The sequence below is a fragment of the Sorangium sp. So ce185 genome (genome assembly GCF_051526825.1).
GTDB classification, from domain to species: domain Bacteria; phylum Myxococcota_A; class Polyangia; order Polyangiales; family Polyangiaceae; genus Sorangium; species Sorangium cellulosum_D.
This window is the reverse complement of record NZ_CP150316.1, coordinates 2,810,972-2,831,055: the sequence shown is the minus strand read 5'-3', so window position 1 is coordinate 2,831,055 and position 20,084 is coordinate 2,810,972. Positions and strand designations below refer to the sequence as shown.

Below are 20,084 nucleotides of genomic sequence, written 5' to 3'. Positions count from 1 at the left end.
GCCCTCACCGCAGCTTCATCGACGCCAGGGAGACCAGCGCCAGGAGGATGGAGATGATCCAGAAGCGCACGATGATCTTGGGCTCCGCCCACCCCTTCTTCTCGTAGTGGTGGTGGATCGGCGCCATCAAGAAGACGCGCTTGCCGGTGAGCTTGAACGAGAGGACCTGCGTGATGACGCTGACCGTCTCGATGAAGAAGATCCCCCCGAGGATGATCGAGAGGAGCTCGTTCTTGGTGAAGACGGCGAGCATCCCGAGCCCGCCCCCGAGGGCGAGCGACCCGACGTCTCCCATGAAGACCTGCGCGGGGTACGTGTTGTACCAGAGGAAGCCGATCCCCGCGCCGATGACCGAGCCGCAGTACACCGACAGCTCGCCGGCCGACGCGATCGCCGGGATGTCGAGGTAGGCCGCGAGCGAGAAGTTCGCGATGGAGGCGCCGACGATGTACGCGAGGATGAGGTACGTCCCCGCGTTGATGATCACCGGGCCGATCGCGAGCCCGTCGAGGCCGTCGGTGAGGTTCACGGCGTTCGACGTCGCGACCACGACGAAGACGGCGAACGGGACGTAGGCGTAGAGCGGCAGCTCGATGTGGTACTTCGAGAACGCGAGGAACGGGATCGCGAGGCGCGTCCTGATCTCCGCCCAGTCCGGCGGGAGCTTGGACGCGAGCAGGAACGTGTAGGCCACGGCCGCGCCGCCGATGAGCACCTGGCCGATGAGCTTGTAGCGGCCCGGCAGGCCGCCGCTGTTCCGCCGCTTGATCTTGAGGAAGTCGTCCAGGTAGCCGATGACGCCGTAGCCCGCGGTCACCGCCGTCGTCGCGAGGACGAACGGGTTCCGGAGGTCGGCCCACAGCACGGTGGGGAGCAGCAGCGACAGCAGGATGAGCGCGCCGCCCATCGTCGGCGTGCCCGCCTTGATCTTGTGCGTCTCCGGCCCCTCGGCGCGGACCACCTGCCCGATCTGCTTGCGCCGCAGCTCGCGGATGAACCACGGCGCGAGCAGGAACGTCAGCACCATGGCGGTGATCGTCGCCATGATCGTGCGGAACGGGATGTAGCGGAGGACGTTGAGCCAGCTCAGCCAGCTGTAGTGGAACTTGAGCGGGTAGAAGAGCTCGTAGATCATCCCGCACCTCCGCGCGGCTGCCGCTCGGCCCGGGCGCGGCGGGCGGCGAGCGCGCGGCGCGCCTCGTCGCGATCGTCGAACGGCAGCGTGACGCCGCCGATGATCTGGTACGGCTCGTGGCCCTTGCCCGCGATGAGGACCAGGTCCCCGGGCTCGGCGTCTCGCACCGCGCGCTCGATGGCGCGCGCGCGATCGAGCTCCACGACGACGCGCGCGCGGCCGGCGGCGAGGCCCGGCAGGATGGCGTCGGCGATCGCGCGCGGATCCTCGCTCCGCGGGTTGTCGTTGGTCACGATGGCGACGTCGGCGCCGAGGCCGACCGCCTCGCCCATCCGCGGCCGCTTCAGCGGATCGCGGTCGCCGCCGCACCCGAACACGCAGTGGACGCGCCCGCCGCCGAGGGCGCGGACGCTCGCGAGCACGCGGGCGAGCGCGTCCGGCGTGTGGGCGTAGTCGACGAGCACGATCACGTCGTCGACGCCCGGGGTGTCGCAGCGCTCCAGGCGGCCGGCGACCTGGATCGGCGACGAGAGCGCCGCCGCGGCGTCGCCGACGTCGAACCCGAGCAGGTACGCCACGGCGAGGGCGGCCAGCAGGTTCGACGCGTTGTGCGCGCCGAGCAGGTGCGACCGGATGGTGACCTCGCCGGCGGGCGTGCGGGCGCGGAGGAAGATGCCGCGCGCCTCGTGGACGAGCTCGACGGGCGCGATCTCCGCCGCGTCCGGGCCGGCGCCCACCTCGGTCGAGTAGCGCGCGAGCGTCGACGCGACCGGGCGCGAGAGCCCGCCCGGGGCGATCCGCTGGACGAGCTCTCGCCCGAAGGGATCGTCGACGTTGATCGCCGCGGCGCCGGGGCCGAGATCCACGAACAGGCGCGCCTTCGCCTCCGCGTACGCCTCCATCGTGCCGTGGTAATCGAGGTGATCCTGGGTGAGGTTCGTGAAGACGGCGGTCCGGAAGCGGACCGCGTCGACGCGCTTCGCGGCGAGCGCGATCGACGAGACCTCCATCACGAGGTGCGTCGCGCCGCGGCCGACCATCGCCGCGGCGACGCGCGCGAGCTCGTCCGCCTCGGGGCTCGTGTGCGAGGCGTGGACGTCGAGATCGCCGAAGCGGTAGCCGAGCGTCCCCACGATCCCGGCCCGGCCACCGCACCGATCGATGCAGGCCTGCACGAGGTGGGCCGTCGTCGTCTTGCCGTTCGTGCCGGTGATGCCGACGACGTCGAGCGTGAAGGTCGGGTGCCGGTAGACCGCCGCGGCGGCCAGGGCGAGCGCGAGCGGCACGTCGGGCACCTCGACGCGAGCGGCGCCGAGCGTGTCGGCGGCGCTCCCGCGCGCGAGGATGACCGCCCGCGCGCCGCGCGCGACGGCCTCGGGGATGAAGCGCTCGCCGTGCGCCCGCGCGCCCGCGCGCGCGACGAAGATGTCCCCCGGCTCCACCTTGCGCGAGTCGAGGTGCACGCCGGTCACGAGCAGCTCCGCGGCGTCCGCGGGGGACAGCGCGGCGCCCGGGATCTCGCGCAGCACGTCGCCGAGGCGGAGCGCGAGCTCGACCTCGGCCACGCCGGTCTCCTTGTGGTCGCGCGCCGTCATGTGGGGGGCTCGAAGATCAGCTTCAGCGGCGATCCCTTGGGCAGCACGGTCCCGGCCGGGGGCTCCTGGCGCGTGAGCTTCCCCGTGCCCTCGACGCTCGGATCGAGCCCGAGCGCCGCGGCGCTCCTCACCGCCTCGCGCTGCGGCAGGCCCGAGAGATCGGGCACGCGCAGCTCCCCCGTCTTGAGCGGCGCGGACGGCGTGACCACCCCCGTCGCGATCGGCGCCGCCGCGGCGCGCGCCTCGTTCAGGACCTGGTAGGTGTTCGCCGCGATGTCCTCGCCCGACTGCTCGGCGACCTCCGACAGCTTCATCGGCACGCTCCCGCGCGGGGTAACGCCCAGGTAGCGCAGCGCCATCTCGCCGACGCGCCGGAAGACGGGCGCCGCGACCGAGCCGCCGCCGTACGTGCCGCCCAGCGGCTCATCGAGCACCACGGCGATGGCGAGCCGCGGCCGCTCGGCCGGGACGAACCCGACGAACGACGCCACGTAGTGGGTGTCGGTGTACCTGCCCGTCGCCGGATCGATCTTCTGCGCCGTGCCCGTCTTCCCCGCGACGCGGAAGCCCGGGATGCTCGCCTCGACGCCGGTCCCGTCGCCCTCCGTCACCGCGACGAGCATCTCCGACATCATCCGCGCGATCGACGCGGGCACCGCGTCGCGGCGCACGCGCGGCGACGTCTCGGACAGCGTGACGCCGGTGCCGTCGGTGATCCGCTTGATCAGGATGGGCTCGAGCAGCCGCCCGCGGTTGGCGACCGACGCCATGGCCATGGCGAGCTGGAGCGTCGTCACGCTGATCCCCTGCCCGAACGAGGCCGACGCCGTCTCGACCTGGACCCAGGGGCGGCCGCGCGGCCGCAGCACGCCCACGGACTCGCCCGGCAGCGGCACGCCGGTGAGGTCGCCGAAGCCGAACCTGCGGAGGCCCTCGTAGAGCCGCTGCTCGCCGAGCCCGAGCGCGATCTTCGCCGTGCCGATGTTCGACGACTGGCCGAGGATCTGCGGCAGCGTCAGCCACTTGTGCACGTGCGTGTCGTGGATCACGACGTTGTCGATCGCCATGTTCCCCTCCTCGCAGTAGATGGTCGCGCTGGGGGAGACGCTCTTCGCCGCGAGCGCGCTCGCGATGGCGAACACCTTCATCGTGGAGCCGGGCTCGAAGCGATCGACCACGCAACGGTTGCGCCGGGATCCCGGATCGCTCTGCGAGTAGTCGTTCGGGTTGAACCCCGGGGCGCTCGCCATCGCGAGGATCTCGCCGTTCTCGGGGTCGACGACCACGATCGCGCCGCCGATCGCCTCGTAGGTCTTCATCGCCGCCTCGAGCTCGCGCTCGGCGGTGAACTGGATGCCCTTGTCGATCGTGAGGTGGACGTTGTGCCCGGCGAGCGCCTGCTCGTCCGCGATCCCCTCCGAGAAGATGAGCCGGCCCGATCGATCGCGGAGCCCGCGCACCTCCGCCGCGTTGCCGCGGAGCTCGTGCTCCATGCTGAGCTCGAGCCCCTCCTTGCCCTCGCCGTCGGTGGCGACGAAGCCGAGCAGCGGGCCGGCGAGCTCGCGGTTCGGGTAGAAGCGGCGCCCCTCGCCCTCGATCACGAGCCCGCGCACCGGGTAGCGCTGCGTCCGGTCGCCGAGCGCGCGGACGTTCTCGACCTCCTGCTCGGAGATGCGGCGCTTGAGCCAGGCGAAGCGGCGCCGCCGGCTGAGCTTCTCCACGACGTCCTCGACCGGCAGCGAGAGCGCCTGCGCGATGCGCTCGGCGTACTGCTGGATCCGCATCGGGATGTACTGCTCGTCGACGCCGCGGAGCATCTCGACCGCGTCCACGGAGACGCTGGGCACCTCCACGCTCTCCGCGAGCGGCGCGCCGTTCCGGTCGTAGATGGTGCCGCGCTTCGGCGTGATGTGGAGCCGCCGCTGGCGCTGCCGCTCGGCGAGGTCGTACCAGGCGTCGCCGTCCTCGACCTCGATCCGGTAGGCGCCGGACACGACGCCGCCCAGGCCGAGCGCCATCAGGCCGCAGAGCAGCCCCATGCGGATGCGGATCCACCGCGCGCGCCGCGGATCGAGGTTCTTCATTCCGGCCGACCCCCGCTCGGCGGCGCGCTGCCGGTCTCGCCGCTCGCCGGATCGCGCTCCGGCGGCGCGGTGTACCCCCGCACCGGGATGACCCGCTCGGGCGGCGGGGGCGCCATGCCGAGCAGCGAGCGGGCGACCATCTCCACGCGCTGCGGCGTCTCGTAGCTGGCCGCCTCGAGCGACAGCACCCGCTTGACCTCGCGCAGCCGCGCCTGCTCGGCGCGCGCCCGGCCGAGCCGGTAGCCGAGGTCGACCGTGCGCCCGCGCAGGGCGAGGTGCACGACGAACGCGGCCACGGTCGCGGCCACCGCCAGCGTCCAGAGCACGAGGAACGGGCGCTGCTGCGTCACGCGAGCGCCTCCGGGCCGGAGACGCGCCGCGCGGCGCGGAGCTTCGCGCTGCGGGCCCGCGGGTTGCTTTCGATCTCCTCGTCGCCCGCGGTCACCGGCTTCTTGGTGAGCGGCTGCCAGACCTCGGGCTCGCGCAGCGCGCGCTTGACGATGCGGTCCTCGAGCGAGTGGAACGAGATCACCGCGAGCACGCCGGCGGGCGCGACGATCCTGGGCGCCGCCTCGAGCAGCGCCTCGAGCTCGTCGAGCTCTCCGTTCACGGCGATGCGCAGCGCCTGGAACGTGCGCGTCGCCGGATCGACGCCGCCGATGCGCGCCGGCCCGACCGCGCGCACCACGGCGCGCCTGAGGTCGAGCGTCGTCGCGAGCTCGCCGCCCTCGGCCGCCTGCTTGATACAGCGGGCGACCCGCCGGCTGCGGCGCTCTTCGCCGTAGCGGTAGATGACGTCCGCGAGCTCCTCGTCGCTGAGCCGCTCGATGAGCTCGAGCGCCGTCTCGCCGCGGCTCCGGTCCATCCGCATGTCGAGCGGCCCCTCGGCGCGGAAGCTCATGCCGCGGCCCGGGTCGTCGAGCTGCATGGAGCTCACGCCGATGTCGGCCACGAGCCCGTCCACCTGCGGGACGCCGAGGGCGGCGAGGTGCCGCTCGATCTCGGAGAACTCGCCGTGAACGTAGGTCACCCGGTCTCCCATCCGGGCGAGCCGGGCGCGCGCGATGGAGAGGGCGCGCTCGTCGCGATCGATCCCGATGACGCGGGTGCCGGGCGTCTCGAGGATCGCCTCGGTGTGGCCGCCGGCGCCGAGCGTCGCGTCGACGTAGACGCCCTGGCTGACGGGCGCGAGGGCGGCGAGCACCTCGCGGCCGAGGACGGAGACGTGCTGCTCGCCGCGCGGCCGCGGTGGCGGAGGGGGCAGGTGCATGGGGACTACATTGACGACGTTCATAGGCGGAACTGCTCCGCGATTGCTGTCTTGAAGCTCTGAAGCTCGACCTCGCTCATCTGCTGGGCGGCCTTCCACCGCTCCTTCGCCCAGAGCTCGATCGTCTGGCCCATCCCCGCCCAGAGGACGTCCTTCGTGAGGCTCGCGTGCTCGCGGAGCGACGGCGGGATGAGGATCCGGCCCTGCTTGTCGAGGTCGCACTCGACGGCCGCGGACAGGTAGCGGCGCCGGAACGCGACCACGTTGGAATCGAATTGCGGCAGCGCTGCAATTTTAGCCTCCAGCTCCTCCCAGGCCTTCATCGGGTACGCGTGCAGGCAGGGGTCGAAGAGGGCGGGGGTGATGACCATGCGCAGGTCGTTCGCGGCCGCGAGCACGTCCCGAAAGCGCGAAGGGAGGCTCGTGCGCCCCTTCGCGTCGATCGCGTGCTCGAAGTGACCGCGAAACATCGTGCTCATCGACCCCAGCTCCGGCTCGCCTGTCCTGCCGAGGGCTTGGCGACGCGTTGCTCCAACGAGCGCTCACCGCGTCGTGACATTCTCTGCCACTTCTTCCCACGAAGCTCCGCCACGCTACGGAGGGAGGTGCCGAGTGTCAACAGTTTGGGAGATTTCTGGACCTCAACCGGCACCTATGTAGGACACTTATCCACAAGGTGTCCTTTCACAAAACAGCGCGTTTTCTCGCGATCGGGCGGCAGATCCAGGCCCGTGGGAGGAAGTGGGGGGGCCGCTCGAAGGTGAGCGCGACCGCTTCTGACGGACGCTGGCAAGGCGGAAAGGAAGCGAGGCGGATCGCCGCCCTGGACGCCCGCTCTCGCGGGCCGGCGGGCGGGACCATGGGCGGCGACGGACGGGCTCAGCGAGCCGGGTGCCGGTGCCGGTGGGGAGGCGTTCGGTGGAGGAGCGTGGGGGCGCGCGGTGGGGGAGAGTGGGGACCCGCGCGGTGGGGGAGAGTGGGGAGCCGCGCCGCCGGGGCGGTCAGCTGTGGGGGGTCACGTGGGTCTGGACCCACTCCACGATGCTCTTCAGGGTGGTCCCGGGGGTGAAGACGCCCTTCACCCCGGCGTCCTGGAGGCGCGCGATGTCCTCGTCCGGGATGATGCCCCCGCCGAACACCACGATGTCCTCGGCGCCGTGCTTGCGGAGGGCCTCGATGACGGCGGGGAAGAGGGTGTTGTGCGCTCCGGACATGATCGACAGCCCCACGGCGTCGACGTCCTCCTGCACGGCGGCGGACGCGATCATGTCGGGGGTCTGGTGCAGGCCCGTGTAGACCACCTCGAAGCCCGCGTCGCGGAGTGCCCGGGCGACCACCTTCGCGCCGCGGTCGTGGCCGTCCAGGCCGGGCTTGGCCACGAGGATTCGGACTTTGCGCTCTGCCATGATCGCGTCGATTACCGCCTGCCCGGGCATGCGTAAAGCGCTGCGCCCCGGCGGAGCGGCCTCCCCTCCCCGCGTGCGCTCACTGGGCCGCGAAGACGAACGGGATGGTCACGGGCGTGGAGCCCGAGGAGGGCGGAAAGCGCCAGGACTTGATCCGCGAGGCGATGCAGCTCGCCAGGCCGGGGTAGTCCTTCTCCGAGCCGCCGGCCGAGACGGACTGGACGGCGCCCGAGGCGCCGATGACCACGGAGGCCGAGACGCGGGCGGTGGTGGACGCGTTGCGGTCGCGCGCGTCGAGGGCAGGCTGCCAGCAGTGGCGCCGGACGCTCGGCCGGTTCGCCTCGACGACGCCGGAGATCTCCCCCTGGGAGAGCGGGGTCAGGCTGGAGCCGGCGCCCTGGCTGCCCGGCCCCGACGTCGGGCCGGGAACCCCGGCGCCGAACCCGGACCGGTCGAGCTGCGCCCCGGTCGCGGAGGCGACCGGCTTCTCCGGCGCAGGTCGCTGGCTCGCCACGGCCCCCGGCTTGCCGGGCGAGGCGGGCTCCGGCCTGGCAGAGGGCACCTCGGCGGGGGGCGGCGCCTCCGGCTCGACGCTGGGCGGCGGCGGCGGGGCGGCCGTGGGGAGATCGACCGGGTTGCTCGGCGGCGCGGTCACGACCTGCACGGTGGTCTGCGGCTTGGGCGACAGCAGGACGTAGGCGGAGACGCCGCCGAACGCCGCCGCCATGGCGATGAAGGCGTAGGCGAGCGGGCTCATGCCCGAGCGCCGCCGCGGCGCGACCGTCTCCACCAGGCTGGCGGGCGTGGCCACGAGGGGCGCGGGCTCCGCGGAGGAGAGCGCGCCGGCCGGCGCCGCCGTCGGGCGCGGCGAGCCGCCCACGGCCACGCCGCCCGCCGCCACCGTCGCGGACGGCGAACCGCCCAGGGCCAGGCCGCCCGCGGCGCGAGCGACGTCGGCCGAGGCGGGCGGCGCCAGGTCGGACCTCGGCGCGGCGGCGGCCGCCGGGCCGGCGGCCGCCGGCCCGGCCGCGAACGGATCGGCCAGCACCTCGACCGGCGCGGGGCCCGCGGCGTGGGCGCGCGCGGCGCCGCCCGAGACGTCGGGCCACGCGGCCGGCGCGCTCGCGGCGGACGTCGCCGGCGCGCTCGCGGCCGGCGTCCCCGCCGCGGTGAAGGCGGCGACCGCGCCGGCGACCGCGGGGGACCTCTCGCTCAGGCCGGGGGCCTCCGGCTCGAGCGCCGCCGAGCGCGCGGGCGCGGCCGCAGCGAGCGGGGGGACCCTCGACGACGAGGGTGCCTTCGCCGAGGGAGGGACCTGCGGCTGAACGGCGGCGAAGCCCGTGCTGCTGGTGCGGCGTGCGGGCGCGGACACGCGGGTCGTCTGGGCCTGCGTGACGATCTCGAGCAGCTCCGGGAAGTTCTTGAGGGGCAGCCACTCGTCGAAGCCCTCGCGCCAGACGAGGGAGTCGCCGTCCACCGCGCCGGCGAGCGCCTTCTCGCGGATGACGGCGAGCCGCACCGGGCCGAGCGGGACCCCGCCGACCCCGACGTACCAGTCCTCGCTCGCCGTGGCGCGCACGGCCGGCGCCTTCCCGAGCGGCCGGTCGTTGGACATCGATCGCGTGAACGCGCTGGCGGCCGCTGCGGCCGGCGCAGGCTCCGCCCGCGCGGCGGGCGCGGCCGGACCGGCAGGCGCGGCGGGCGCGGGCTGGGCGGCCCGCGGCGCGGCGGGTGCGGGCTGGGCGGCCCGCGGCGCGGCGGGCGCGGGCTGGGCGGCCCGCGGCGCGGCGGGCGCGGGCTGGGCGGCTCGCGGCACGGCGGGCGCGGGCGTCCCGGGCGTCGGCGCCCCGGGCGCAGGGAGCGGACCCGACACCGGCCCGGGCGCGGCGCGCGGCGCCGCCGGAGGTCGAGGCGCGCCCCCAGGGCGCGGGAGGGCCTGCGACGCCGGCCGGGGCGGCGCCGGCGCAGCGCCCTGGCCCCGCGACGACGCGGGCGGCGGCCTCGGCGCGCTCGCGGCACCGGCGTCGGCCACCGTCGCGCCGAGCCCGGCGGCCGGAGCCTCGTCGCTCGGGGGGGCGAGCTGCGCGTCGTCGGTCGCGCGCGGCGGCTCGACCGGGAGAGCCCGCGCCACGGAGCTCTCGGTGACGCTCGCGCTCACCTGAATGAGGTGCCCGCATCGCCGGCACTGCATCCGCACCATCTTGCCGGCGACCTTCTCGTCGCCGATCTGGTACTTGGCCTTGCAGTTATCGCAGATGAATTTCATCCAGGGACGCGCCTGCCGGTGGAATCGGCGCAGTCTACGACAGCTTGGCCGTGGGCGACATGGGCTAGACGGTCAGAGCAATCCGAGCAGGTGCTCCTTGATGGATTGCCGCGTCGGGTCATCGGGCGCGACGCCCAGCGCGCGCTCCCACGTCTCGATGGCTTTGTTGCGGAACCCGGCCTTCTGGTAGAGCACCGCGAGGTTCTTCAGGGCCGGGAAGTGCTTGCCGTTGATGTGCAGCGCCGTCTCCAGCTCCTGGATGGCGTCGTAGAGCTGTCCCTGCTTGCCGTAGAGCAGGCCGAGGTGGAAGTGCAGCCGGTACGCGAGCGGATCGATGGCCGTGCCCTCGCGCAGGTGCCGCACGGCCTTGTCGAAATCGCCCGCGCGGTACGCCGCGATCCCCGCGGCGAGGAGGCGCTCTGCCTCGGCCGAAATCCGGTCCTGATCGCCGCGGATCGAGCGCGCCTGGAGCGCGTTCTCCACGGCGGCGACGACGTCGGCCACGCGGAAGGGCTTCTCGATGTACGCCTCCACGCCGTAGCTCGACTTCAGGTCCTCCGCGAACCGCCACCCGCGGTAGACGGCCGAGATCATGATGATCGGGATGTGGCCGTAGCGCTGGGTGCCCTTCATGCGGCGGGCGATGTCGAAGCCGTGCACCTCGGGCAGCATGGCGTCGAGGATCATCACGTCGGGCGGATTCTCCTTGACCATGCGCAGCGCGAGGAGCCCGCGGTCGGCCTCCTCGACGCGGTACCCGCGCTCCTCGAAGATGCGGCGGAGCAGCTTCCGGATCTCCGGCTCGTCGTCGACCACGAGGATCGTGGTCTGATCGCCCTGCGGCGCCTTGCCTGCGCCCGGGAGCGACTCGACCACGGACAGATCGCGATCGGCGGTGCCGAAATCGGTGTCCGTCAGCTCGTCGGCGGCCGCCGCCCTCCGCATGGCGTCGTCGACGACGAGCGGGGGCCCCGCCGAGGAGATGCGGGCCGGCGACGGGGCAGCGGGCGGGCTCGGTTCGTCGGTCAGATCGGCGAACGAGATCTCGGCGTCGTCGCGCGGGCGCTCCGGCGCGGGCTTCGCCGGCGGGGCGGCGCTGGGCGCGGGCGCGGGCGCAGGAGCGGCAGGGGCCTGGGCGACCGTCGACGGCGGCACGGCGGACGCAGGCCGGCGCGGCGGCGGCGGCGGCTGCGCAGGAGAGGGCGCGGGCGCGGGCGCGGGCGGCGCCTCCGGCGCGGACGACGCCGACGTGGCGCCGAGCCCGGCCCGCTTCAGCACCTCGGGCGGGCACTTGGCGCCGACGAAGAACGGCTCGCCCTGCTCCTTCATGTCGTAAGCGGCCGCGATGGTCCGCACGAGGGGGCCTGCGAGCGCGATGTACGGGAAGACGCGCTTGCCCGTCACGAACTCGAGCTCGTCGATCACCTTCTTGTCGGCGGGCGCGGCCATGGCCACGAGGATGCGATCCTCGCGGACGAGCACGGGCAGGAGCTTGTGCTTGGCGGCGATCTCGCGCGGCAGGATCGAGAGGTCGCTGAGCTTGATGCAGACCTGGTTGAGGTCGATGCCGGGAACGCCGCTCTGCTCGGAGAGGGCCTTCAGCGCAGCGACCTCGGAGACGGTGCCGCTCTCGATCAGGTTCGTGGCGAGGGGGACCCCCTTCGCGCGCGCCTCGAGGAGCGCTTGTTCGAGCTGGGGCTGGGTGACCGCCCTTTGCTGGAGGAGGATGCGTCCGAGCGGCTTCTTGTTGGCGTCTTGCGTCATTCCGCGGGCCGAGTCCGAAGGCTAATGGACGAGGAATGCGCGGGCAAGCACGCGGTCCGCGCGCGACGGCGGCCGTTCGGCGGGTGCGGCCGGCTGGGGCTCGTGCGCCGGCGCCTCGGGCCTACAGGCGGGTCGAGCGCGGCCGAGGCGTGGCCCCGCGCGCGCGGCTGCGGGCGCGCGACGCCACGCCGGAGGCGAGGGCTCACCATCCGCCCATGGTAGCTCGGAACCCTCCCGGGCAGCGCGGACGTTGCGCCCTCCGCGCGATCCCCCGCGGCCGCGCCAGGAGCGCGTCCAGAGACCATGGAGACGATGTAGGCGGCTTTCGATCCCGCGGTCGCTCGGCCACCGGGTTGCTCGGTTGCCCGGTTATTCGGTGGCATCGCGCGCGCCGAGCCACGCGCGGGCGAACGCCGCGTACCGCCCCTCGGCGATGGCCGCGCGCGCCTCGCGCATCAGGCGGCCATACAGGTGCAGGTTGTGCTCGGTCAGCAGGCGCAGCACCAGGATCTCGCCCGCCATGTAGAGGTGCCGGAGGTACGCGCGGCTGTACCCCCCGGCGCAGGTCGGGCAGGCGCAGGTCGGGTCGAGCGGCGATCGGTCGTCCTTGTAGCGCGCCTGCTTGATGACGATCTTGCCGTGCTGCGTGAGCGCTTGCCCGTTGCGGGCGTTCCGGGTGGGGAGCACGCAATCGAACATGTCGACCCCGGCGCCGATCGCGTGAACGAGATCGAGCGGCGTCCCCACGCCCATGAGATAGCGGGGGCGCGACGGATCGAGGCGCGGCGCGATCTGCGCGACGGCCTCGTGCATCAGCGCGATCGGCTCGCCCACGGAGAAGCCGCCCAGGGCGAGCCCATCGAACGGCAGGGCCGCGAGCTCGTCCGCGTGCGCCGTGCGCAGGGCGACCGAGGTGCCGCCCTGAACGATGCCGAAGAGCGCCTGGGTGGGGCGCTTGGCGGCGAGGCAGCGCTTCCCCCAGCGCGTCGTCAGGCGGCACGCCTCCTCGACCTCCGCGAGCGGCGCGCCGCCGGGCGGGCACACGTCGAGCTGCATCGCGATGTCGGCCCCGAGCAGCCCCTGCACCTCCATCGCGACCTCGGGCGTGAGCGCCTTGCGGGCGCCGTCGAGGTGCGAGCGGAACACGAAGCCGTCCTCCACGAGGGTGCGCCGCTCGGCGAGCGAGAAGGCCTGGAAACCGCCGGAGTCCGTGAGCATCGCGTGCGGCCAGCGCGTGAACGCGTGCAGCCCGCCGAGCTGCGCGACGAGCTCGGGCCCGGGGCGGAGCCACAGGTGGTACGTGTTGCCGAGGACGATCCTCGCGCCGGTCGCGGCCACCTCGGCGGGGGTTAACGTCTTCACGCTGCCCTGGGTGCCGACCGGCATGAACGTCGGGGTCGGCACGTCGCCGTGCGGCGTGGAGAGCACGCCCGTGCGGGCGTGACCGTCCCGCGCGAGCTCGGAGAAGGCGAAGCCGGGCGTCCGGCTCATGGCGCGCTCGCGCCGCGGATCAGCATGGCGTCTCCATAAGAGTAGAAGCGGTAGCGGGCCTCGATCGCCGCGCGGTACGCGAGGAGCGCGCGCTCGCGGCCGGCGAAGGCGAACACCAGCGCGAGCAGCGTCGAGCGCGGCAGGTGGAAGTTCGTCAGCAGGCCGTCGACGACGCGGAACCGGTAGCCGGGCTGGATCAGGAGGCGCGTCTCCCCGGACTGCGCCCGCACGAGGCCCTCGCGCGCCGGGTCGGCCGCGCTCTCCAGCGCGCGCACCACGGTGGTGCCGATCGCGACCACCGGCGCGCCGCGCTCGCGCGCGGCCGCGACCGCGCCGGCGGTCGCCTCGGGGACCGAGTAGACCTCGACGTGCATCGGGTGCTGGTCGAGGTCGTCGACCGTGACCGGCTGGAACGTGCCGAGGCCGACGTGCAGCGTGACGCTCGCGATCTCGACCCCGTTCGCGCGGAGCCGCTCGACGAGCCCGGGCGAGAGGTGGAGGCCCGCGGTGGGCGCGGCGACCGCACCCGGGACGCGGGCGAAGATGGTCTGGTACCGCTCGCGATCGGACGCGTCGTCGCCGCGGCCGAGGTAGGGCGGGAGCGGGACGTGGCCGTACGCGTCGATCGCGGCCGCGACGGACAGCCCTGCCGGCGACGAGAGCCGCACCGTGAGCACGCCGTCGTCCGCGCGCTCCAGCACCTCCGCGACCAGCGCCCCGTCGCGCTCGAGATCGAGCAACGCGCCCGGCCGGATCGGCTTGGACGCGCGCCCCATCGCTCGCCAGCGCTCGGGCCGCGCCGCGCCGTCGCACGGCTGGCCGGCGGTCCCCTCCCCGCCGTCGGGCGCCTCGTCCAGCCGGTGCAGCAGGAAAAGCTCGACCTGCCCTCCGGTGCCGCGCTTCTTGCCGAACAGCCGGGCGGGTACGACCTTCGTGTCGTTGACGACGACGAGCGCGCCGCGCTCGATGTACCGGTCGAGATCGCGGATCGCGGCGTGCTCGACCTCGCCGGCCTCGCGGCCGCGGTCGACCAGGAGGAGCCTGGCGCCGTCGCGCTCCTCGGGGGGCCGCGACGCGATGAGCGCTTCAGGGAGTTCGTAGTCGAGCAGCTCGCAGCGCACGCCGCGCTACTAGCACGGCGCGGGCGTGAGCACGTTCGTCTTGGCGCGCAGGAAGCGACAGATCTCGCCCACCTTGTATGGCTTCGGGACGAACGCCACGGCGCCGCAGTCGGCGCGCTCGACCTGGCGCGCGGAGAGGTGATACGGGCTGGAGAGCACGACCCGCACCCTCGGGAAGGCATGCCGGATGTTACGGGCGAGCTCGAGCCCGTTCAGGTCCGGCATCATCAGGTCGATCATCGCCACGTCGACCGGGGAGGCGCCGAGGATGCGCAGCGCATCCTGGAACGAGGCGGCGAAGACGACCTCGAACCCCTCGACGCTTAGCCCAGCTGAAAGAGCGCGACGCTGGGAATTCTCACCGTCCACGATCAGCATGCGGGCCATTAAGCGTCCTCCTGCGGCGAGCGCCGCCAACCATGACTACGCCTATCGGTTCAGGGGTTAGCAATTGCCGGGCCAAGCTGCCGAATCACCGCGTTGCGGTTGCCGACGCCGAAGTGAAACAGATGCGCACAGTCTACATCGGCTGCCTCATTGCACTAAGGCAAATCCCGACCCTGCGCCATTGCAAAGATGCAAGCCAACGTGGGCTAGCTGCCCTGATTTGCTGGCGAGTCAGGTCTGTTGCTCAGCCTGGCCGTACGTGCCGGTCGAACCGCGGACAGGCACACGCTGGCTGAGCCCGGTGGGCAGAACGTTGCTCAGCCAGGTGAGCACTGGCCTGCTCAGTCGGGTCCACGGAGTTCCGCTGTACCCTGAGGGAACGTGCTGTCGAGCCTGGTCGTCGGGAACGGCAGAACGGCTGCGGAGGGGCTGCTCAGCCCGGCGGGTACGTGATCGTCAGGCGGGTCATCTTGCGCCAGAGGGTGGTCGCGCTGATCCCGAGCACCTCGGCGGCGCGCTCCCGGCTGCCGTCGCACTCCCGCAGCGCGGCCTCGATCGCCTGGCGCTCGGCGCAGTCGACGACGTCGGCGAGCAGCCGGCTGCCGCCCTCGGGCGCCCGCTTCGGCTGCACCGCGGCGGGCAGCACGTCGTCGACGCTGATGACGCCGCCGCCCGAGAGGGCCACCGCCTGCTCCACCATGTTCTCGAGCTCGCGGATGTTGCCGGGGAAGTCGTACTGCGTCAGCGCCTCGATGACGCCGTCCGCGGCGCGCGCCCGACAGGCCATCTTCCGGTTGTACTTCTCCAGGAAGAACTCCCAGAGGATCGGGATGTCCTCGCGCCGCGAGCGCAGCGGCGGGAGCACGAAGCGCGCGACGTTCAGGCGGTAGTAGAGATCCTGGCGGAACCGCTTCTCCGCCACCGCGGTCAGGAGCTCCTGGTTCGTCGCGGCGATGATGCGCACGTCGACGTGGATGGGCTTGTTCTCGCCCACGCGGCGGATCTCGTTCTCCTGGATCGCGCGGAGCAGCTTCGCCTGGAAGGTGAGCGGGGTCTCGGCGATCTCGTCGAAGAAGAACGTGCCCCCGTCGGCCTCCTCGAACAGGCCCTTCCTCGCCGAGATCGCGCCCGTGAACGAGCCGCGCGCGTGGCCGAACAGCTCGCTCTCGAGGAGCGTCTCGCTGATGGCGGCGCAGTTCACCGGCACGAAGGGGCGATCGGCGCGCTTGCTGTTGGCGTGGATGGCCTTGGCGACCAGCTCCTTGCCGGTGCCGCTCTCGCCGGTGATGAGCACCGTCGCGTCGGTCGGCGCGACCTTCACGATCCGGCCCAGCACCTCGCGGACCGCCTGCGAGCGGCCCACGATGTTCTCGAACCGGTAGCGCTCCTTGAACTCGCTGGCGAGCAGCTGCACCTCCCCGGTGAGCTTCCGGTTCTGGATCGCGCGCTCCACCTTCACGAGGAGTTCCTGCTCCGAGAACGGCTTCTGGATGTAGTCGAACGCGCCGAGCCGCATCGCCTCGACCGCGCTCTCGATGGTGCCGTACGCGGTCATCACGATGACCTCGGTGTTCGCGTTCGACTCCTTCACCGCGCGCAGCACGCCGATGCCGTCGAAGCCGCCCATCCGCAGGTCGGTGAGCACGACGTCGTACGCACCCTTGGCGCCCAGGTCGGCGCCCTGGCTGCCGTCGCCCGCTTCATCGACCTCGTACCCGGCGCCACGCAGCATCATCGCGAGCGTGGTCCGCATGTTCCGCTGGTCATCGACGACAAGAATCTTCGACATGGATTTCCCCCGCCGCGCTCATCCTCCTCGAGGGACGAGCGCGGCGCGACGATCACGGCCGACGCACCGAGCCGGCGCGTAACCGCGCGAGCGCGGTCGTCCGCGGCGCCTTGGACATGCGTCCAGAGTATCGTACGTCAAGCGCGGCCTCCGCCGCCAGAACGCGCGCGGGGTGCGCCGTCGGTGCGGGGGGGCCGAGCCCCACCCTACCCTACTCGCGGATCTGCTGGGACAGGTAGGCGGTCTCGCCAAGCTTCTCGATTAGGCCGATTTGCGTCTCGAGCCAGTCGATGTGCTCCTCCTCGGACTCGAGGATCTTGGCCAGGAGCTCCTCGGAGGTGCGATCCCCCTTGTCGCGGCAGAGGGCGATCGCCGTGTTGAGCCGCTTGACCGCGTTGTACTCGAGCTCGAGGTCGCTCTTGAGCTGCTCCGGCACGGTCTGCCCGATGTGAAGGGTGTCCAGGCGCTGCAGGTTGGGCAGCCCTTCCAGGAAGAGGATGCGATCGATGATCGCATCGGCGTGCTTCATCTCGTCGATCGACTCGGCGCGGCCGCGCGCGGCGAGCGTGACGAAGCCCCAGTGCGCGCACATCTTCGCGTGCAGGAAGTACTGGTTGATCGCGACGAGCTCCGCCGCGAGCACCTCGTTCAACGCGTCGACGACATCTTTCGCACCCTTCATCGGACCCTCTCGCGCTCGTGCCTGTCGTGCTCGCCCCGCCTGCCACGGCGAGGAGGCGCCGGCGGGAGCGCCAGCGCCCAGGTCAAATGCGCAAGGTCCACGGAAGTGCGCAAGAAATTTCTAAGGAAAGGTCGCCGATCCCCCGCCGGAGAGACCGGAGCGCAGCGTCGATCCAGAGAATCAGGCTGCGCTGGAGACCGGCGCCATCGTCAGGCGGCGCGGGGCGGCGACGGGCTCGCCCGCGCCGACGAGCTTGGCGATCGTCGGCTGGCAGGAGCCGCACCGCGTGCCGGCCCCCGTGCACTCCATCACCTCGGCCACGGAGCAGGCCCCCTCGTTCACCGCTTCGCGAATCTCTCGATCACAGACGCCCATGCAGAGGCACACGTACATGCAGAACCCCCGGCTACGTTTAACGGGTAGGTTGATATTGAACATAGCTTTCAATATCGACGCGTCAAGCGCGAATGTTTCGTGGGCGGATCGCCGAGCCGGCTCGGGGCTCGGCCTCCCGGGGTTCGGGCGCCCCCGGCGCCGGACGGCGGCGCCGGCGGAGCGAGACGTGGGGCCGCCGGACGGGGCAGGCCGACGACGGACGCCGCCGGGCAGCGCCCTGGGTGTCCAGGAGGCGAGGCGCGAAGCGAAGGGGCGCGGTGAGTGAGGACGCGCGGGGACGCGGGGAGGATGCGACGAGGACGCGCGGGGACGCGGCGGGATGCCGGGGCCGCCGCTCCGGGGTCACATCGTGAGACCGCCGTCGACGTCGATGCAGCGGCCGTTGAAGTACTCGCACTCGATCACGAAGCGCACGGCCTGCCAGATGTCCTCGGGCACGCCGATGCGGCCGACCGGGATCATGGCGACCAGGGCGTCGCGCGCCTTCTGGTGCATGCCCTGCGTCATCGGCGTCTCGATCATGCCGGGCGCGACCGCGCCCACGCGGATGCCGAACGGCGCGAACTCGAGCGCCCAGGTCTTCGTATTCGCCGCGAGCGCGCTCTTCGCGGCGGTGTAGTTCGACTGGCCGCGGTTGCCGTGGCGCGCGATGGAGCTGATGTTGACGATGACGCCCTTCTGCTCGGTCTCGACCATCTTCGCGACGACCTCGCGGACCATCAGCGTGGCGCCCGTCAGGTTGACGTCGATGACGGCCTGCCACTGCGCCGCGCTCAGCTTGACGACCGCGCCGGTCTGGCGGTCCTTCTTGACCAGGAGGCCGTCCCGCAGGATGCCGGCGTTGTTCACGAGGCCGTTCAGGCCGCCCATGGCCCCGTGCGCGAACCGGACGAACGCCTCGACCTCCGCCTCCACCGCCACGTTGAAGGGCCGCGCGTGGATCTTCCCGGGGAGACCCTGGCTCGCCTCGACCAGCGACGCGAGCCCCTCCTCGTTCACGTCGCCCGCGGCGACCTGGCCCCCGGACTCCGCGAGCCGCAGCGCATAGTGGCGACCCAGCCCCTGGGCGGCGCCTGTGACGACAAACTTCGTGTCCTCGAGTCGCATGATCGCATTCCTCCGAGGGATCGCTCCCGGCCACTGTCTCGAAGGCGCGTCTACCACAGCGCCGCCCCCCAGCGGCGGACGACGTCGCGGCGCGCCGCGCTCCCCCGCGCCGAGCGCGGTAGCCGCTTGCGCCAGGTCGCATCGATGTTATTCAGCGCCCATGAGGTCGATCGCGCTCGCCGCCGCCGTGTGCGCCGGCATCCTGATCCTCGCGCCGGCCTGTGACCGCGCGCCCCCCGTGCCCGAAACCTCCGATCCGACCGGCAAGGATCTGGTCGTCGGCGCCGTGGTCGCGGCCACCGAGAAGAGCGGAGGGATCCGCATCTACAAGATCGTCGAGGTCGAAGACCTGCCCGAGCCGTTCGGAAGGGACCTGCACATGATCGCCTACGATCCCAAGGTGCAGACCTTCCAGGAGGCCGCGGAGCTCCGCCGCAAGGGGAAGCTGACCGTCGTGAAGGACCACATGATGGTCCGCCTCGTTCACTTCATGCCGCGCGATCACCGCGTGATCAGCAACGAGCCGGTCACCGACGAGGAGCGCGCCCCGTACCTCCGCTCGGTCCAGAGCCGGCAGCGATAACCGCCATCCGTCGAGGGGGAACGACGCGCCGGCGCGCCCGTGGGAGAGCGGCGCGCACGCGCGTCAGCGCATCGCGCGGAGCAGCTCGCCCAGCCGCGCGATCGCCTGGCTGTGCAGGCGGCTCGCCCAGCTCTTGCTGATCCCGAGATCCTGCGCGATCTGATCGAAGCGCTCGTCGTCGAAGTAGTGGCGCTCGACCAGGGCGCGCTCGCGCTCGGGGAGCTCGCGCACGGCGTGCCGCACGGCCTGTGCGAGCTCGGCGGCAGAGGCGCGCTCCTCGGGGCTGTCGGCGGCGTCGGCGACCGCAGCGACGTCGCCCTGGTTCGAGAGCAGGCCGAGCGCCATCGCGGCCGCGTGCCCGGCGAGCAGGCCGCCGAGCCGCGCGGCGTAGTCCTCCTGCGTGGCCGGCGCGTCGGCGTCGTCCTCCGGCCCCCGCCCCTCCGCGAACCGCGCCGACGCAGCCAGCGCGCTGGCCCGCGCCGCCGCGGATCGCCAGCGCGTCTCCCGCCGGATACCGTCGAAGATCGCCCAGCGGATCTTCCGCTTGGCGTACGCCTCGAACGAGGATCGGCCTGGATCGTACGTCCGCACCACCTCGAGCAGCGCCGGGTGCCCGAGCGCGACGAGGTCCTCGACCGGGATGCGGCGGCCCAGGCGGCGCGCGACGCGCTTCGCGACCAGCTGGAGCAGAGCGAGCCCCTCGGCGAGCAGCCGGTCTTCCGGAGTGCGCACCGCTAGCCCGCCTTGGCGCGCCCCGCTGCGCCGAGCACCCCGAACGCCCGCTCGCCGCTCTCGTCGACCTCGCGCGGGTGCGCGCGCCGGAGGAGGCGGATCGCCTCCTCGTCGTGCAGCAAGACCTCCGCGAGCTGCTCGCGCATCCACGCGACCTCGTGCGCCGGCAGGCGACCCACGTAAGGCGCCACGGCGGCGTCGACCTGAGCGGCGATCCAGGGGTCGTCGAGGAGCGAAGCGTCCATGCGGGGCCGCATTATATCCGCATCGCGCGCG

19 protein-coding genes are annotated in these 20,084 nt (G+C 72.7%); 1 reads left to right on the top strand and 18 read right to left on the bottom strand.

Translation table 11 applies throughout. From position 1 onward, the window contains the following. Positions 1-4: 4 nt before the first annotated feature. The 16 genes from mraY to WMF26_RS10420 form a co-directional block, all read right to left on the bottom strand. Positions 5-1,135, bottom strand: coding sequence for a phospho-N-acetylmuramoyl-pentapeptide-transferase (mraY, locus tag WMF26_RS10495; RefSeq protein WP_020734079.1), 1,131 nt, complete (start codon positions 1,133-1,135; stop codon positions 5-7). Next, complete coding sequence (locus tag WMF26_RS10490; protein ID WP_438000205.1) at positions 1,132-2,730, bottom strand: UDP-N-acetylmuramoyl-L-alanyl-D-glutamate--2,6-diaminopimelate ligase; 1,599 nt, start codon at positions 2,728-2,730, stop codon at positions 1,132-1,134. The genes mraY and WMF26_RS10490 overlap by 4 nt, the downstream gene beginning before the upstream one ends. Next, positions 2,727-4,814, bottom strand: coding sequence for a penicillin-binding protein (locus WMF26_RS10485; protein ID WP_438000204.1), 2,088 nt, complete (start codon positions 4,812-4,814; stop codon positions 2,727-2,729). Before WMF26_RS10485 ends, WMF26_RS10490 begins: the two co-directional genes overlap by 4 nt. Next, positions 4,811-5,164 (bottom strand): hypothetical protein, encoded by a 354-nt coding sequence (locus tag WMF26_RS10480; protein WP_438000203.1) that lies wholly within the window; start codon positions 5,162-5,164, stop codon positions 4,811-4,813. Before WMF26_RS10480 ends, WMF26_RS10485 begins: the two co-directional genes overlap by 4 nt. Continuing rightward, positions 5,161-6,084, bottom strand: a complete 924-nt coding sequence (gene rsmH / locus WMF26_RS10475; protein WP_438002395.1) for a 16S rRNA (cytosine(1402)-N(4))-methyltransferase RsmH — start codon at positions 6,082-6,084, stop codon at positions 5,161-5,163. Before rsmH ends, WMF26_RS10480 begins: the two co-directional genes overlap by 4 nt. 20 nt (positions 6,085-6,104) lie before the next feature. Beyond that, on the bottom strand, positions 6,105-6,563 hold the full coding sequence (gene mraZ / locus WMF26_RS10470) for a division/cell wall cluster transcriptional repressor MraZ (RefSeq protein WP_020734074.1): 459 nt from the start codon (positions 6,561-6,563) through the stop codon (positions 6,105-6,107). A gap of 522 nt (positions 6,564-7,085) precedes the next feature. Further along, a complete protein-coding gene (locus WMF26_RS10465; RefSeq protein WP_044987939.1) occupies positions 7,086-7,490 on the bottom strand; it encodes a cobalamin B12-binding domain-containing protein in 405 nt (134 codons plus the stop codon). 79 nt (positions 7,491-7,569) lie between these two features. After that, a complete protein-coding gene (locus tag WMF26_RS10460; RefSeq protein ID WP_438000202.1) occupies positions 7,570-9,756 on the bottom strand; it encodes a GYF domain-containing protein in 2,187 nt (728 codons plus the stop codon). Between the two features lie 72 nt (positions 9,757-9,828). Further along, entirely contained in the window at positions 9,829-11,520 is a 1,692-nt protein-coding gene (locus tag WMF26_RS10455) for a response regulator (RefSeq protein WP_437337005.1), read from the bottom strand. 369 nt (positions 11,521-11,889) lie between these two features. Next, entirely contained in the window at positions 11,890-13,011 is a 1,122-nt protein-coding gene (gene tgt, locus WMF26_RS10450; protein WP_061627576.1) for a tRNA guanosine(34) transglycosylase Tgt, read from the bottom strand. Beyond that, a complete protein-coding gene (gene queA, locus WMF26_RS10445) occupies positions 13,008-14,132 on the bottom strand; it encodes a tRNA preQ1(34) S-adenosylmethionine ribosyltransferase-isomerase QueA (RefSeq protein ID WP_438000201.1) in 1,125 nt (374 codons plus the stop codon). The genes tgt and queA overlap by 4 nt, the downstream gene beginning before the upstream one ends. Positions 14,133-14,141: 9 nt before the next feature. Continuing rightward, a complete protein-coding gene (locus WMF26_RS10440; RefSeq protein WP_438000200.1) occupies positions 14,142-14,549 on the bottom strand; it encodes a response regulator in 408 nt (135 codons plus the stop codon). Between the two features lie 403 nt (positions 14,550-14,952). Continuing rightward, positions 14,953-16,308: a sigma-54-dependent transcriptional regulator gene (locus WMF26_RS10435; protein WP_437337001.1), complete on the bottom strand. Its 1,356-nt coding sequence runs from the start codon at positions 16,306-16,308 to the stop codon at positions 14,953-14,955. A 211-nt stretch (positions 16,309-16,519) separates the two neighbouring features. Next, positions 16,520-16,990: a bacterioferritin gene (bfr, locus tag WMF26_RS10430; protein WP_020734067.1), complete on the bottom strand. Its 471-nt coding sequence runs from the start codon at positions 16,988-16,990 to the stop codon at positions 16,520-16,522. A 180-nt stretch (positions 16,991-17,170) separates the two neighbouring features. Next, positions 17,171-17,383 (bottom strand): (2Fe-2S)-binding protein, encoded by a 213-nt coding sequence (locus tag WMF26_RS10425; RefSeq protein WP_044985703.1) that lies wholly within the window; start codon positions 17,381-17,383, stop codon positions 17,171-17,173. 345 nt (positions 17,384-17,728) lie between these two features. Beyond that, positions 17,729-18,493, bottom strand: coding sequence for an SDR family oxidoreductase (locus tag WMF26_RS10420; RefSeq protein ID WP_437337000.1), 765 nt, complete (start codon positions 18,491-18,493; stop codon positions 17,729-17,731). Between the two features lie 160 nt (positions 18,494-18,653). On the opposite strand from WMF26_RS10420, the gene WMF26_RS10415 reads away from it, so the two are divergent. Beyond that, positions 18,654-19,076 carry a hypothetical protein gene (locus WMF26_RS10415; protein WP_438000199.1) on the top strand — a complete coding sequence of 141 codons (423 nt, stop codon included), beginning with the start codon at positions 18,654-18,656 and terminating at the stop codon, positions 19,074-19,076. Positions 19,077-19,139: 63 nt separating this feature from the next. Here WMF26_RS10415 and WMF26_RS10410 read toward each other — a convergent pair whose 3' ends face one another. Further along, a complete protein-coding gene (locus tag WMF26_RS10410; RefSeq protein ID WP_438000198.1) occupies positions 19,140-19,808 on the bottom strand; it encodes a sigma-70 family RNA polymerase sigma factor in 669 nt (222 codons plus the stop codon). A gap of 2 nt (positions 19,809-19,810) precedes the next feature. Continuing rightward, entirely contained in the window at positions 19,811-20,053 is a 243-nt protein-coding gene (locus WMF26_RS10405; protein ID WP_020734062.1) for a hypothetical protein, read from the bottom strand. Between the last annotated feature and the right edge of the window lie 31 nt (positions 20,054-20,084).